General features: G+C 69.2%; 13 protein-coding genes. 5 read left to right on the top strand and 8 right to left on the bottom strand.

The genetic code is table 11. The features are described 5' to 3' along the window. Nucleotides 1–37: 37 nt before the first annotated feature. The 3 genes from ACYVIO_RS28555 (at nucleotide 38) to ACYVIO_RS28545 (ending at nucleotide 3,184) form a co-directional block, all read left to right on the top strand. Entirely contained in the window at nucleotides 38–1,222 is a 1,185-nt protein-coding gene (locus tag ACYVIO_RS28555; RefSeq protein WP_460653996.1) for a cytochrome P450 family protein, read from the top strand. 85 nt (nucleotides 1,223–1,307) lie between these two features. Further along, on the top strand, nucleotides 1,308–1,937 hold the full coding sequence (locus tag ACYVIO_RS28550) for a DedA family protein (protein WP_460653995.1): 630 nt from the start codon (nucleotides 1,308–1,310) through the stop codon (nucleotides 1,935–1,937). Nucleotides 1,938–2,059: 122 nt separating this feature from the next. Beyond that, nucleotides 2,060–3,184, top strand: a complete 1,125-nt coding sequence (locus tag ACYVIO_RS28545; protein WP_460653994.1) for a polysaccharide deacetylase family protein — start codon at nucleotides 2,060–2,062, stop codon at nucleotides 3,182–3,184. Between the two features lie 6 nt (nucleotides 3,185–3,190). Here ACYVIO_RS28545 and ACYVIO_RS28540 read toward each other — a convergent pair whose 3' ends face one another. Together ACYVIO_RS28540 and ACYVIO_RS28535 are read right to left on the bottom strand one after the other, a co-directional pair. Beyond that, nucleotides 3,191–4,015, bottom strand: coding sequence for an acyltransferase domain-containing protein (locus ACYVIO_RS28540; RefSeq protein ID WP_460653993.1), 825 nt, complete (start codon nucleotides 4,013–4,015; stop codon nucleotides 3,191–3,193). A gap of 43 nt (nucleotides 4,016–4,058) precedes the next feature. Next, nucleotides 4,059–5,096, bottom strand: coding sequence for a WD40/YVTN/BNR-like repeat-containing protein (locus ACYVIO_RS28535; protein ID WP_460653992.1), 1,038 nt, complete (start codon nucleotides 5,094–5,096; stop codon nucleotides 4,059–4,061). A 91-nt stretch (nucleotides 5,097–5,187) separates the two neighbouring features. Here ACYVIO_RS28535 and ACYVIO_RS28530 point away from each other — a divergent pair, with 91 nt between their 5' ends. Both ACYVIO_RS28530 and ACYVIO_RS28525 read left to right on the top strand, forming a co-directional pair. After that, a complete protein-coding gene (locus ACYVIO_RS28530) occupies nucleotides 5,188–6,006 on the top strand; it encodes a DUF6597 domain-containing transcriptional factor (RefSeq protein WP_460653991.1) in 819 nt (272 codons plus the stop codon). A 16-nt stretch (nucleotides 6,007–6,022) separates the two neighbouring features. Further along, entirely contained in the window at nucleotides 6,023–6,373 is a 351-nt protein-coding gene (locus ACYVIO_RS28525; RefSeq protein ID WP_460653990.1) for a VOC family protein, read from the top strand. Nucleotides 6,374–6,395: 22 nt separating this feature from the next. On the opposite strand, the gene ACYVIO_RS28520 is transcribed toward ACYVIO_RS28525, so the two are convergent. From ACYVIO_RS28520 to ACYVIO_RS28495, 6 genes are all read right to left on the bottom strand, one after another. After that, a complete protein-coding gene (locus tag ACYVIO_RS28520) occupies nucleotides 6,396–7,670 on the bottom strand; it encodes a phosphodiester glycosidase family protein (RefSeq protein WP_460653989.1) in 1,275 nt (424 codons plus the stop codon). Between the two features lie 84 nt (nucleotides 7,671–7,754). Next, complete coding sequence (locus ACYVIO_RS28515) at nucleotides 7,755–8,042, bottom strand: 4a-hydroxytetrahydrobiopterin dehydratase (protein ID WP_460653988.1); 288 nt, start codon at nucleotides 8,040–8,042, stop codon at nucleotides 7,755–7,757. A 10-nt stretch (nucleotides 8,043–8,052) separates the two neighbouring features. Beyond that, nucleotides 8,053–9,447 carry an MFS transporter gene (locus ACYVIO_RS28510; protein ID WP_460653987.1) on the bottom strand — a complete coding sequence of 465 codons (1,395 nt, stop codon included), beginning with the start codon at nucleotides 9,445–9,447 and terminating at the stop codon, nucleotides 8,053–8,055. 34 nt (nucleotides 9,448–9,481) lie between these two features. Beyond that, a complete protein-coding gene (locus ACYVIO_RS28505) occupies nucleotides 9,482–11,464 on the bottom strand; it encodes an ABC1 kinase family protein (protein ID WP_460653986.1) in 1,983 nt (660 codons plus the stop codon). Between the two features lie 240 nt (nucleotides 11,465–11,704). After that, nucleotides 11,705–12,454, bottom strand: coding sequence for a succinate dehydrogenase/fumarate reductase iron-sulfur subunit (locus ACYVIO_RS28500; RefSeq protein ID WP_460653985.1), 750 nt, complete (start codon nucleotides 12,452–12,454; stop codon nucleotides 11,705–11,707). Continuing rightward, nucleotides 12,451–14,328, bottom strand: coding sequence for a fumarate reductase/succinate dehydrogenase flavoprotein subunit (locus tag ACYVIO_RS28495; RefSeq protein WP_460653984.1), 1,878 nt, complete (start codon nucleotides 14,326–14,328; stop codon nucleotides 12,451–12,453). Before ACYVIO_RS28495 ends, ACYVIO_RS28500 begins: the two co-directional genes overlap by 4 nt. Nucleotides 14,329–14,337: the final 9 nt, after the last annotated feature.

Here is a 14,337-nt window from a genome sequence, read left to right as displayed (position 1 = left end):
AGTGTTGAGTCAACCCCCACGCACGTACGGTGGTGAGGTGACTTCGCCTTTCACGGAAACCAGTGGCCAGGCTCGTTTGCGGGGATTCGCGGAGATCGCGGCGGAGGGGCCGCTGCAGTACGTGACGCTCTTCACCGGCGTACCGGTCTGGCTCGTGACCGGGTACGCCGAAGCGCGGCAGTTGCTCGCGCATCCGGACGTCGTCCGGTCGCCGCTCGACGGGCCACACCGCGACCACGTGTGGACCGACCTGATCAACTCGATGGAACGGCACATGCTGAACGCCAATCCGCCGGACCACACCCGGATGCGCAAGCTCGTGTCGGCGGCGTTCACCCGGCGGCGGATCGACCTGCTGGAGCCGCGGATCCGCGAGATCGCCACCGAGCTGCTCGACGAGATGGCGGCCGCCGACGGGCCGATCGACCTGGTCAGCGCCTACAGCTACCCGCTGCCGATCACGGTCATCTCCGAGCTGCTCGGCATCCCCGCGATCCGCCGCGACGACTTCCGCCGCTGGTCGTCGATCGTCGTGAACGCCGCGGTCCACACGCCCGAGGAGTACGTCGAGGCCGCGCTGGCGATGGTCGAGTTCATCCGCGAGATGATCGAGGACCGCCGGGTGGCGGCGCCGTCCGACGATCTCTTGTCGGCACTGATCGCCGCCCGCGACGGCGGCGACCGGCTGACTACGGACGAACTGACCTCGATGGTTTACCTGCTGCTCGCCGCCGGCCACGAGACCACGGTCAGCCTGATCAGCAACGGTGTGCACGCACTACTCACGCACCCCGACCAGCTCGCCCTCCTCAAGGCCGAACCCGAACGACTCCCGGCCACCGTCGAGGAACTCATCCGGTACGACGGCCCGCTGCAGGCCGCGATCCCGTACGTCGCGCAGGCGCCGATCGAGATCGCCGGGCGGACGATTCTGCCCGGCGCGGTGATCGTGTTCGCGCTGGTCGCGGCCAACCGCGACGACGTGAAGTTCGGCGCCGGCGGTGAGCTCGACATCGCGCGGGCGGACAACCAGCACCTCGGCTTCGGTCACGGCATCCACCACTGCCTGGGCGCGCCGCTGGCCCGGCTCGAGGGGCGGATCGCGCTCGGCATGCTGTTCGAGCGCTTTCCGGACCTGCGACTGACCGAGCCGGACGGTGATCCGCGGCGCAACCCGGGCCTGTTGATGAACGGAATCTCGGAACTTTCCGTCCAGCTGTGAACACTGGGTGAATTCAGTCCCAGGGGCCCCGAACCACGGTGTCGGGATTGGGAGCTCCTTGACTCCGGATGGCATGCTCGGGGTCGTGACCGAGTTGATGGACGCCGCCCGAGAGCTGCTCAGCATCGCGATGGCGTCGCATTGGCTGCTGCTCGTCCTGTTCCTCGCGGCCCTGGTCGACGCCGTGTTCCCGGTGATCCCGAGCGAAGGACTGATCGTGACGGCCGGGATGGCGGCCGCGGCCGGTCACCAGAACCTGCTGCTCGTGATCGTGCTGGCGATGGTCGGCTCGGTGATCGGCGAGTGCGTCTGCTACTTCCTGGGCCGCGGCTCCGGTCCGGCGCTGCGGCGCTGGATGCGCCGGAGAGAGGCCCGGCAGGCGATGTACGACAAGGTCAGCACGGCGCTGCACACGCGCGGCGGACTGATCTTGATGACCGTGCGCTACATCCCCGGCGCGCGGATGGTCGCGACGCTGACCGCGGGCGCGACGGCGTACTCGTTCCGCAAGTTCGTGCTGTTCACGGCCGCCGGTGTCACCGTGGCCTACACGTACGTCGCACTGCTCGGGTACCTGGGCGGCGACGCGTTCGCGCACGACTCGCTGAAGGCGCTCGCGTTCAGCCTCGGCCTGGCCTTCACGATCGGGCTGGTGCTGGAGACCACCCGGCGGGTCGTCGGCCGCCGCAAAGCAGCGAAGGTTGCGGCCGAGTAACGACTATCCGGACGCTTTCGCGCCGGTCGCGTGTTCCGGGCCAACTGGATCGGGTGCTCGTGCGTCAGTAGTTGTATGACGGGGGCAAAGCTCTGGGGAACTGTCCAGGTCGTGGTCGAGGCATGCTGAGGCGGCAACGACTGATCGCAGCGACGGCGGTGGTGGCGGCGCTGGCCGCCGGATGCGCGGACACCGCGCCGGAAGGCTCGTCGAGTCCGTCCGGCAAACCACCATCCAGTACGCCGAACGAGCCGGACCCGTCGACCACGCTGACGCCGGGCGTGAAGCCGCCCGCCGCGGCGCCGGTGACCAGGTCCTTCCCGGCCAAGCTGGCGAACGGCAAACCACCGCTGTTCGTCGTCGTCTCCTTCGACGGGGCCGGCGACCTCGCGCTCTGGTCGCACTGGCGCACGGTCGCCAAGCAGGTCGACGCGCGGATGACGTTCTTCTTGTCCGGCCCGTACCTGTACCCCGAGGCGCGTAAGACCGACTACAAACCGCCGTACAAGAAGCCCGGCGCGTCCGACATCGGCTGGGCCGACGCGCCGAAGGCGATCGCGCGGGCGACCGTGCTGCGGCAGGCGATTGCCGAGGGCCACGAGATCGGCACCCACGCCAACGGCCACTTCTGCGGCAAGAACGGGATCGACCGCTGGTCCGCCACGCAGTGGAAGGCCGAGCTCGACGCGTTCGACACGATGGTCGAGACCGGGCCGACATTGGCCGCCGGCAAGACTCTGGCGGCGCCCTTTGACCCGGCGACGGTGAAGGGCATGCGCACGCCGTGCCTCGAGGGCAACCGGCCGGCGTACCGGCAGGTGATGCGCCAGCGCGGGATGCTGTACGACGCCTCCGAGCCCGGCTACATCGCGTGGCCGAAGAAGGAGGACGGCGTCTGGGACTTCCCGCTGCAGTCCGTCGACCTGGCCGGGACGCACAAGAGCACGCTGACGATGGACTACAACCTCTGGTACGCGCAGACCAAGGCCAAGAAGGCGCCGGCCGCGCACGCGCCGAAGCTGAAGGCGCAGGTTCTGGCGACGTACCGGCAGGCGCTGGCGCGGTCGCGCGCCGGGAACAACCCGCCGCTGTTCCTGGGCAACCACTTCAACCGGTGGAACAACAGCGTCTACTCCGACTCGCTGACCACGTTCGTCAAGGAGACGTGCAAGCAGCCGGACGTGAAGTGCGTGAGCAACGTCGAGCTGATCGCCTGGCTGACCAAGTACGGCGTACCCAAAGGCTGAGCCGCCTCACAGATCGAGATAGCCGAAAGCCGTCTGCCAGGTGCCGCCGCACTTGATCCGCTCGACGATCAGCCGCTGCAGCGTGGTGTCCTGCGGGAACTCGTCGAGCTTGCCGAGGTCGTGGCTGCGGAACGTGAAGAAGATCGCGCTGTCCTGGGAGTCCTGCGGTTCGCCGTACGGCGTGAAGCGGCGGCCGAAGCGGACCATGTTCGACTCCTGCGGCAGGTGGTCGAGCAGGTAGGGGTCGATCAGCCAGGAACCGAGCGTCACGGTCTTCACCGGGTGTTCGGGGAAGTGCTCGGCGAAGAACGCGCGGGCCTGGTGGATGCTGTTGTCCACGGACTCCGGCGTCAGCGGGCCGGTCGCGGGGATGTGCGCGCCGAGCACCCACTCGCCGGGCTCGACGCCGGGCACCGGGTGCGAGTCCGGGACCGGGTGGATCAGGAACTGCAGCCGGCCCAGCGCGTACAGAGCGCCGGTCCAGTACGTCGCGACCCACGAGTGGGTCTCCAGGCCGAACGTGCCGTGCGTGCGCCGGTTGACCTTCAGCTGCTGCCCGAGGTCGGCCAGGCTGGCCCAGCTGATCTCGTCGCTGACCCCGCGCTCCTGGTGGTAGCGGCGGATGTCCGGCAGGGTCTCCAGGTACGCCGCGAGCGAGACCAGCGGGTCGTCGGGGGTCTTCAGCTCACCTTCCACCGGGACGCCACCGATCGCCGTGCGTAGCTGCGCGGCGAAGTCGGCCACCAGAACCGGGTCGACGTCGAGCTTCTCGGCGTCGGCCTGGTCCTCGGCACTGAAACCCAGCAGGCGGTACTCGTCAGCAGTCGTCACCGGTCCAGGATGTCAGATCCTCACCACCGTTCGCGGATGCCGGTCAACGTTCTTCGGCCAGGCCCAGGTAGAGGATGCTCGGGTCGGCGGGGTTGAAGGCCAGGCCGGGGATGCCGTCGAAGGTGTTGTGCTGCTTGGTCAGCTCGCCGGTCGACGTGCGGAAGCGGTACAGGTCCGCGCCGTAGTTCGCGAACGAGGTGCCGTAGGCGAAGTACAGGAGATCCGGGTCGACCGGGCTCGGCCAGAGCCGGTTGCCGTTGTAGAGCGTGGCCTGCGACTCGTCGAGCACCGGCCGGAACTTGCGGCCGCCGTCGTCGGACTGCCAGAGGAACCGGGTACTCGCGTCCCGGTCGTAGCCCTCCATCCAGACCCGCTGCGGGTTCGCTGGGGAGATAGCGACGCTGAACGCGTTGACCCGCTCGACAGGCGCGGCGCGAGTCCAGCTCCGGCCGCCGTCGAAGGTCGTGTAGACGCCGTCGGACATCACCCCGGCGACGATGTGGTCGGGGTTGGTCGGGTCGATCACCGCGTCGTACACGAACAAATCGCGGGCCGGTGTTTTGCCTTGGGGTCTCCAGGTGACGCCGTCGTCGATCGATCCGAAGACCTGCCCGTCCCCACCGAGCACCCGCAGAATCCCTTGCCCTGCGTGCAGTGCGGCGATCCCGTTGCCCGGCGTCGGGCCCTGGACGGTGCTGACGCGGGTGCCGTCGACCCGGTGGATCGGCTGGTCGTTGACGCTGTGCACGTACGCCGTACTGCCGGGGCCCGCTGTGACGTCGTACGTCGCGAGGTCGTCCGGCGATTTGTCGATCTGTTGCCAACTGCAACCAGCATCGGCCGACCGCTGGATCGACTGCCGGCCGATCGCGATCAGCACGTTCGGCTCGTGCAGCGTCGCGACCTTCGCGTAGGTGACCCGCTGCAGCTTCTGCTTGGTCGGCGCGAGCCGCGCGCCGTCGTCGGCCGAGAAGGTGACACCACCGTCGCCGTACACGGTGTCGCACTGGGGCACGTTCCAGAACCACCCGGGCGAGCTGACCGGGATCATGAGCAGGGCGGCGAGTCCGTGGATGAGCATGCCCACAGATCTACGCGGCGGCGCGCCGTACGAGCCAGTGCTGACTCTGGCAGACGTACGACATGACGGGAACCGGTCATATCGTGGGGTCGTGGTCGCCTACCTGCGTTTCCCGCCGCCGCTGCCGCAGCGCGAGGTGGTCGAGCACTACTGGATGGTCGAGGGCGACGGAGCGGCCGACCAGATCCTGATCCCCAACGGCCGTCCCGCGCTAGTGGTCGCGCTGGGGACTCCGGGGCAGCGGCACGATCCGGTGAGCGGCGCGACGTGGCCCAACGACGGCTGCCTGTTCGGGGTGATGACGCGACCGCACGTCCTCAGTCAGGCGGGTCCGTCGAGCTACGTCGGCGTCGAGCTGAAGCCGTGGGGTCTCGCCGCGCTGACCTCGACGCAGCTCGTCGATCAGGTGCTGTCGCTCGACACCTGGCTGGGACCGGGGACTGCCGAACAGTTGGCGGATCACTTGCGGTCGTGCGAGTTCGGTCCGGCGCGTGCCGCGGTGCTGGCGGACTGGTTGGCTCCTCGACTGCGGCCGGTCGACTTCACTGTGGCCGAGCGCGCGGTGCGGATGATCGAGGAATCCCGCGGGACGTTGCCGGTCGCGGAGCTCGCGCGGGCGCTCGACGTCCCGTACAGCACGCTGCACCGGCGGTTCCGTGAGTTGGTCGGGGTCGGGCCGAAGCAGTTCGGGGAGATCGTCCGGTTCTTCCACTTCACCGGTGGGCTGCTCGACGGCCCGGCGGACGGGACCGCGATGCTCGCCGCGTTGCACGGGTACTACGACCAGGCGCACGCGGCGCGGGACTTCAAGCGGTACACGGGGGTCAGCGCTTCGTCGTTCCGCGCGGTGAGCAACGGGATCGCTGCCCTGATGCATGAGAGATCCGTCCAAGACCCGTCTGGCGGGTAGCAGGCACACTCACGGGATGGGACGGATCATTCATGTGGAGTTGACCTCGGCCGATCCTGAGAAGGCGGCGGAGTTCTATCGCGCTGCCTTCGGGTGGGAGAGCGAGGCGTCGCCGTTTGCCGACGACTACTTGCTGGCGGCGACCGGTGCCGGCGACGGGATCGACGGCGCGATCATGAGCCGGGGGCAGCAGGGGCAGGTGGCGATCGTGTGGTTGCAGGTGGACGACCTGGAGGCGACCCGTACGGCGGTGGTCGCGGCCGGTGGGGCGGTCGTCGGGGACGTGCAGGAGATCCCGGGGCAGGGGTGGGTCGCTTACGTGCGTGATCCCGAAGGGACCGTGCTCGGACTGCGCCAACCGGTGTGAGGTCGGCGCAGTCCTCGCAGGATCAGCCCTGGTACTTGGAGTCGATGTAGACCAGCGCGTCACCGACGGCGCGTTCGGCGCCGCCGGGGTGGTTGACGAGGGCACCGTTGACGGCCATCGAGGTGGAGCCGCCGCCGTCGAGGTTCATCGCGTCGCGCAGGCCGAGGGCCTTGGCGAGCGCCGCGGACTCGGTCATCGTGGTGCCGACGCTGGTGGTCTGGCGGCCGTCGATGGTGACGAAGACGATCTTGCCGTCCTTGGTGGTACCGGCCAGCGTCCGCGGGTTGCGGTCGTTGAAGCTGCCGCCGGTCGGCTGCTCGACGACCTTGCCGTCACGCACCAGCAGGCCGCGCCCGGTCACGCCGTACAGGCTGTCCTTGAGGGCGACCTTCTTGCCGTTCTCGTCCTTCACGGCCAGTGCCGTGGTGACGCAACCGCCGGCGAGCGCCTGGAACAGGTTGATCGTGTCCTGGCCGGTGGCCTGGATCGAGGTCTGGCCGGCGGCCAGCGCCGTACCGCGCGTGGTGGCGGTCCGTACGACGCAGCCGCGCTGGTCGAGCACGACCTCGATACCGGCACCGGCGGGCGTCGCGGCGGCGAACTCGGGCGTGAACAGCGAGACGTCACCCGGTACGGCGCAGTCGGTCTGCGCGGTCAGCGTCGCGCAGGCGGCGGGGACGACCGGCGGGTGGTTGACGAACTCGAGCGGCAGCGTGGCCTTGGTCTTCTTGTTCGTCACGGTGCCGGTCCAGCTCAGGTGACCGATCAGCGCCTTGCTGGTTTTGGCGTCGATCAGGAAGTTCGTCTCGGCCGGGTCGGCCAGCGGCTCGCTCAGCAGCTTGCCGCCGAACAGGCCGAGGCCGACCTGCTCGCCCGGGTACAGCTGGCTGGCGGTGAAGGTGAAGAACGACGCGTTCACGCCGGCCAGCGCGCCCGCGCCGGTGACCAGGGCGGTGGTCTTCTCGGTCCTGGCCAGGTCCGGGCCGTACGTCGCCTTGACGTAGCCCTTCGCCTTGGCGGGGTCGATCGTGAGGACCTTGATCGAGTACGGGCCCCGCGTGGTGGTGTTGATCTGGTCAGCCGGCGCCGGCTCGGTGCCGCGCCGGATGCTGGTCAGCGTGACGCCGGCGGTCAGCGTCTGGGCGCTGCGGGTCTCGGTGAGGTCCTGGTCGCCCAGGGGCAGGGTGAGGCTGCCTGCGGCGCTGGCGCCGGCCGGGGCGAGGCTGAGACCGGCGATCGCGGCCAGCAGCACAGCACCGGCCACGGCGACGCGCGGTCGTCGTACGGAAGAAGTCATGCCTGGACCCAACGCGATCGGGCGGAAACTTTCGCCCGATCTAGTTAACAGGTAAGCAACTTCCGGATGACGGTTTCGGGTAGGTCAGCCCGCGGCGGTGTCGATGTGCCGGGCCAGCACCAGGTCGTCGTCGGTGATCCCGCCGGCGTCGTGGCTGGAGACGTGGAAGGTGATCGTGGTGTAGCGGATGTCGATGTCCGGGTGGTGGTTCATCGACTCGGCCAGCTGCGCGACCGTCGCGACCAGCCGGATCCCGTCCAGGAACGAGTCCTTCTTGACGCTGCGGACGAGGGCGTTGTCCTGCACCTTCCACTCCGGGAGGTGGTCGCGGATCGCCGCGTTGATCTGGTCATCCGTCAGCAGCTCAGCCATGCCGCACACTCTAGCGCTGCAACCGCGGGACCTTTGCCGAGGTGAGGAGGGCGAGGAGGGCCAGGACGGCGGACGTGGTGATGATGGCGCCGAAGACCCAGCCGGTGGGGTGGTCGGCGTTGACGGCGAGCAGGGTGCCGAAGAGGGCGAAGACGGCGGCGATGCTCATCGTGCCGGCCATCTGGGCGCTGCTGCTGTTGCGGCCGGAGTTGGTCGCGTCGGACAGGTCGAGGGTGAGGACCGAGACGCTGGAGGAGTTGAGGCCCATGCCGACGCCGGCGATCGACCAGCAGATCAGGCCGGCCCAGGTGTTGTTGGTCCAGGCAAGCAACGACGTACCGGCGATGCCGACGGTCATCAGGGCCAGGCCGGTGCGGAGGACGGTGAGGCGGTCGAACCCGTGGTCGCGGCCCTGCAGCCAGGAGCCGAGGGCCCAGCTGACGCCGGTGATCGACAGGGTGACGCCGGCGCGGGACGGGCTGAAGTCATGCAGGACCGTGAGCAACAAGGGGAGGTAGGCGCCGGCTCCAGCGAAGGCAGCGCCGCCGAGGCCGCGGACGGCGACCACGGCGGGGAAGCCGCGGCGGGCGGTGAAGGTGCCTGCGGGCATCACCCGTACGGCAGCGACGCCGAGGATCGCGAGGCTGATCGGGATCGTGATCCAGGCCGTTGTCGGGTGGGCCTCGAGTTGGTCGCCGGCCCAGGTGAGGGTGAAGAGTGCGACCGAGGCGGCGAATGCCCAAGGGAGTAAGGCTTTTGAGGCTTTCAGTGCGTCGGCTTCCTTCGGGTCCGCTGCAGGCTTCTCGGCGTGCGCGAGCATCCGGAGCGCCGGGCGGAGACAGAGCCAGCTCGGAACCAGCAGCAGCAACGCGCCGAGGAACACCCAGCGCCAACCCGCCTGCTCGGTGACCAGCCCGGTCACCACCGGACCGACCACCGACGGCAGGATCCACATCGCCGCGAACAGCGAGAACATCCGCGGCCGCAGTACGGCGGGAAGCGCCCGCGCGACCAGGACCATCAGGGCGACATCGAGCAGGCCCTCGGCGAAGCCGCTCAGCAGCCGGCCGCCGATCACCATCGGCATCGACTGCGCCGTACCGACCAGCAGTTGCGCCACCGCGAAGATGATCGCGCCGGCTCGCAGTGCGGCGACCGGTCCGCGCCGGTCCGCCCACAGTCCGGCGATCGCGAGTGACACCAGGTACGACGCGTTGGGGGCGGCGTTGGCCAGGCCGAAGCTGCCGAGCGCGTCGAACTCGCGGACCATCGTCGGCAGCGCCGTACCGACCGCGCGGTTCTCGAACGCGCCGAGGGTGACCAAACCGACCACGCCGAGCACGAGCGCGAGGTGCTCGCGGCCGAACAGGCGGGGTGGGGCGTGCACTGCTTGATCCTGGGACATGCGCCTCATCCTCAAGGTTCAAGCTCGCTTGAAGTCAACTGCTGCGGCGGGCGTCGGGGAGGCGGAAGATCAGCACCAGCACGCGGAGTACGAGCACCGCGCAGATCACCAGCAGGTTGTAGCCGAACAGCTGGAACAACGTCATCGAGTCGGTGACCCGCGGGCCGCCCGGCGTACCGAGCAGGAGGACGGCCATCACACCGGCTGTCGCGCCGAGGATCGCGAGCAGGGCCTGGTGCAGCATCGTCGTGAAGTGCCGCCGGTCGCGCTCGTCGGCGAAGAGGCGGACGTTGAGCCCGAGCCGCCCCGACTCGGCCGCGGCGGCGATGCGGTCGATCCTTCTCGGAAGCCTGCGGAGCATCGGTAGGAGGGTGGCGAGCTCTTCGGTCGCCGTCCGGCGTAAGGCATCCGGAGCGAGCCGGTCGGTCACGTGCGCGGCGGCGAACCGGCGGGACGCGGCGATCAGGTCGAAGCCGGGGGACAGCCGCGAGATGGTGCCCTCGATCGTTGCCAGCGCGCGGAAGACCGCGGCGACCTCGGGCGGGACGCCGAGGCCGTGCGCGGTGATGATGCGGAACAGGTCGTTGAACATCGCCGGGCCGAGGGCCGCGCCCGCGCCGAGGTGGCGGGCCATGAACTGGCCGACCGCGCGTTCCAGGGCCTGCTCGTCGACGACGTCGGGACGGTTCACGATCTCGAGCAACGCGTCCGTCGCGGCGACCGGATCGCCGTGGTCGACACCGAGCAGGAAGCGCTGGAGGGCTTCGCGGGTGGACGGATCGAGCCGGCCGACCGAGCCGAGGTCGAGCATGCCGAGCCGCCCGTCGGTGAGCAGCAGGAAGTTGCCCGGGTGCGGATCCGCGTGGAACACGCCGTCGATCGCGACCTGGCTCAGCAGGCAGTCGAAGAGGACGCGCGCGAGCTGAGCACCGTCCTGCCCACGCTCGGCCAGTACGGCGGCCGCGTTGCCGAGGCCGACCCCGTCGAGGTGCTGCATGGTGAGGACGCGGTGGGTGGACAGGCGCGGGTAGAGCTCCGGTACGACGACGTCGGCGTTCGCGACGACGGCCTGACCGGCGGCGACGGTGGTCATGTTGCCGGCCTCGACGGTGAAGTCGAGCTCCTCCAGCATCGCGTCGGCGAACCCCTCGGCGAGCGCGCGCACGCCCATCGAGCGGCCCCAGTCGGTGTTGCGCTCGAGCATCCGGGCGAGGCGGCGGACGATGTCGAGGTCGCGCTCGACCAGGGCGGTGATGCCGGGGCGCTGGACCTTCACGACAACCGCCGTACCGGTGTCTGCGAGGCGGGCTGTGTAGACCTGGGCGACGGAGGCTGCGGCGAGGGGTTCGGTGCTGAAGTCCTGGAAGATCTGCTGGGGGTGGGCGCCGAGCTCGTCGGTGAGGGCCTGCTCGATCTCGGGCCAGGGGGCGGGGGAGACCTGGTCCTGGAGGCGGCTGAGCTCGTCGGCGACGGAGGCGGGGATGACGTCGCTGCGGGTGGAGAGGACCTGGCCGAGCTTGACGAACGTGACGCCGGCTTCGTCGAGGGCGAGTCTCAGGGAGCGAGCCAGGTCGGCTTGGCCGGCGGCGTCCTCGCGGCCGGGGCGGCGACGGCCGCGGAGGTAGGGGCCGAGCCCACGGCGTACGGCGATGCGGAGGATCTGGAGGTAGCGGCGGGTGCGGGCGATCCGGCCGCCGACGTCGCGACGCAGGTCGCGGACGCGGGGGAGCGAGCCGGTCGGGACGAGGGCCTCCGACAGAACGAGGAAGATCAGGCCGGCCAGCATCGAGCAGAGCGCGGTGAGGCTGAGGTAGGCGACGGCCGCGCCGTTCGAGCCGGTCCAGGGCATTGGGCCGACCAGGGCGTTCATCAAGGGGCTGAAGATGACGAGGGTCAGGAACGCACCGATCGCCATCCGCCCGAGCCCGAACCGCACCCCGAGCAACCGCTGCGACACCGGCACGAAGATCACCATGAAGATGACGAGATTGACCAGCCCGATCACCAGAACGTCCATGCCGAGCACCCTAGAAGACAGAACGTGGCGAATGTCTCACCCACACAGGTGAGCGACCTCCCCCACAGGAGTGAGCCAACCCTGACCGCCCCTCCGGCCCGGAGGGGGAGGAGGTGGTGAGGGGAGATCGTGAGCGAGCGCAGCGAAGCGTTCGGGGGCGCGCACCAACCCACCAACTCCCCTACAACGCAGCAACCCCCGGGGCCGTGGTGCGGGCCGGGGGTTGCTGGGGTGATCAGGTCAGGCGCGGCGGCGGATCTTGTTGCCGAGCCAGACGATCGGGTCGTACTTGCGGTCGGCGACGCGTTCCTTCATGGGGATCAGCGCGTTGTCGGTGATCTTGATGTGCTCGGGGCACACCTCGGTGCAGCACTTGGTGATGTTGCAGAAGCCGAGGCCGTGCTGGTCCTGGGCCTCGTGCTGGCGGTCGGCCGCGTCCAGCGGGTGCATGTCCAGCTCGGCGATCCGCATCAGGAAGCGCGGGCCCGAGAAGGACTCCTTGTTCTCCTCGTGGTCCCGGATCACGTGGCAGGTGTCCTGGCACAGGAAGCACTCGATGCACTTGCGGAACTCCTGCGACCGCTCGACGTCGACCTGCTGCATCCGGTACTCACCGGGCTTCAGGTCGGCCGGCGGCGTGAAGGACGGGATCTCCCGCGCCTTCTGGTAGTTGAACGACACGTCCGTGACCAGGTCGCGGATCACCGGGAAGGTGCGCATCGGCGTGACCGTGACGGTCTCGCCCTCCTCGAACGTGTTCATCCGGCACATGCACATCAGCTTCGGCATGCCGTTGATCTCGGCCGAGCACGACCCGCACTTGCCCGCCTTGCAGTTCCACCGGACCGCGAGATCCGGCGTCTGCGTGGCCTGCAGACGGTGAATGACGTCGAGCACGACCTCACCCTCGTTGACGTCGACCTCGTAGTCCTGCAGGTCGCCGCCCTCGGCGTCACCCCGCCAGACCCGGAACTTGCCCTTGTAGGTCATGCCGGCAGTTCCTCCTCGGTCAGGTACTTCGACAGCTCGTCCAGCTCGAACAGTTCGAGCAGGTCGTCCCGCATCGGGAGCTGGTCCTTCTTCGACACGTCGACGCTGCCGTCGGCGTTCAGGCGGCAGACCAGCAGCAGCTTGCGCCACTCGGCGTTCATGCCCGGGAAGTCGTCGCGGGTGTGACCGCCGCGGGACTCCTCACGGTCCAGCGCCGCCTTGGCGACGCACTCGGACACGGTCAGCATGTTGCGCAGGTCGAGCGCGAGGTGCCAACCGGGGTTGAACTGCCGGTGCCCCTCGACGGTCATCTTCGCGATCCGGCCGCGGAACTCGGCCAGCCGCGACAGCGCCTGCTCCATCTCCTCGGCCTTGCGGATGATGCCGACCAGGTCGTTCATCGACTGCTGCAGTTCCTGGTGGATGGTGTACGGGTTCTCCCCACCCTCCAGCTCGAACGGCGCCAGCGCCTCGGCCGCCGCCGCGTCGATGTCGGCCTCGGAGATCTTCGGCCGGTTGTCCCCGAGCGAGTCGAGGTACATCGCGGCGCCCATGCCGGCCCGCCGGCCGAACACCAGCAGGTCGGACAGCGAGTTGCCACCCAGCCGGTTCGACCCGTGCATGCCTCCGGCAACTTCACCGGCCGCGAACAGTCCCGGTACGACGGACGACGCGGTGTCCGGGTCGACCTCGACGCCGCCCATCACGTAGTGGCAGGTCGGACCGACCTCCATCGGCTCGGCGGTGATGTCGACGTCGGCCAGTTCCTTGAACTGGTGGTGCATCGACGGCAGCCGCCGGGTGATCTCCTCGGCCGGGAGCCGGGTCGACACGTCCAGGAACACGCCGCCGTGCGGCGTACCGCGACCGGCCTTGACCTCGGAGTTGATCGCCCGGGCGACCTCGTCGCGGGGCAGCAGCTCCGGTGGGCGCCGGTTGTTGTCGGCGTCCTTGTACCAGCGGTCGGCCTCTTCCTCGGTGTCCGCGTACTGCGCGCGGAACACGTCCGGCACGTAGTCGAACATGAACCGCTTGCCCTCGGAGTTGCGCAGCACCCCACCGTCACCACGGACCGACTCGGTGACCAGGATGCCCTTCACCGACGGCGGCCAGACCATGCCGGTCGGGTGGAACTGGATGAACTCCATGTTGATCAGCGTCGCGCCGGCCCGCATCGCCAGGGCGTGCCCGTCTCCGGTGTACTCCCAGGAGTTCGAGGTGACCTTGAACGACTTGCCGACGCCGCCGGTGGCCAGGATGACCGCGGGTGCGTCGAACAGGATGAAGCGGCCCGACTCACGCCAGTAGCCGAAGGCACCGGAGACCGCGTCGCCGTCCTTCAGCAGCTCGGTGACCGTGCACTCGGCGTACACCTTGAGGTTGGCCTCGTAGTCGCCGGTGGCCTGGAAGTCCTCCTGCTGCAGGGAAACGATCTTCTGCTGCAGGGTGCGGATCAGCTCCAGCCCGGTCCGGTCGCCGACGTGCGCGAGCCGCGGGTAGGAGTGGCCGCCGAAGTTGCGCTGGCTGATCCGGCCGTCCGGCGTCCGGTCGAACAGCGCGCCGTAGGTCTCCAGCTCCCAGACCCGGTCGGGGGCTTCCTGCGCGTGCAGCTCGGCCATCCGCCAGTTGTTCAGGAACTTCCCGCCGCGCATCGTGTCGCGGTAGTGGACCTGCCAGTTGTCGTTGGAGTTCGCGTTGCCCATCGCCGCCGCGCAGCCGCCCTCGGCCATCACGGTGTGCGCCTTGCCGAACAGGGACTTGCACACGATCGCGGTGCGCTTGCCCTGCTCGCGGGCCTCGATCGCCGCACGCAGACCGGCGCCGCCGGCCCCGATCACGACGACGTCGTACTGGTGTCGTTCCAGTTCAGTCATAAGTAGCTA

Source organism: Kribbella endophytica (assembly GCF_054781295.1).
Note: the sequence above shows the minus strand (reverse complement) of the source record. Positions and strands in the feature narration are given on the sequence as shown.

Bases quoted from the DNA above. Each gene is read 5' to 3' on its own strand.
- ACYVIO_RS28545 (WP_460653994.1), top strand. From the start codon at position 2,060: ATGCTGAGGCGGCAACGACTGATCGCAGCGACGGCGGTGGTGGCGGCG.
- ACYVIO_RS28535 (WP_460653992.1), bottom strand. From the start codon at position 5,096: ATGCTCATCCACGGACTCGCCGCCCTGCTCATGATCCCGGTCAGCTCG.
- ACYVIO_RS28525 (WP_460653990.1), top strand. From the start codon at position 6,023: ATGGGACGGATCATTCATGTGGAGTTGACCTCGGCCGATCCTGAGAAG.
- ACYVIO_RS28520 (WP_460653989.1), bottom strand. From the start codon at position 7,670: ATGACTTCTTCCGTACGACGACCGCGCGTCGCCGTGGCCGGTGCTGTG.
- ACYVIO_RS28515 (WP_460653988.1), bottom strand. From the start codon at position 8,042: ATGGCTGAGCTGCTGACGGATGACCAGATCAACGCGGCGATCCGCGAC.
- ACYVIO_RS28510 (WP_460653987.1), bottom strand. From the start codon at position 9,447: ATGTCCCAGGATCAAGCAGTGCACGCCCCACCCCGCCTGTTCGGCCGC.
- ACYVIO_RS28505 (WP_460653986.1), bottom strand. From the start codon at position 11,464: ATGGACGTTCTGGTGATCGGGCTGGTCAATCTCGTCATCTTCATGGTG.
- ACYVIO_RS28500 (WP_460653985.1), bottom strand. From the start codon at position 12,454: ATGACCTACAAGGGCAAGTTCCGGGTCTGGCGGGGTGACGCCGAGGGC.
- ACYVIO_RS28495 (WP_460653984.1), bottom strand. From the start codon at position 14,328: ATGACTGAACTGGAACGACACCAGTACGACGTCGTCGTGATCGGGGCC.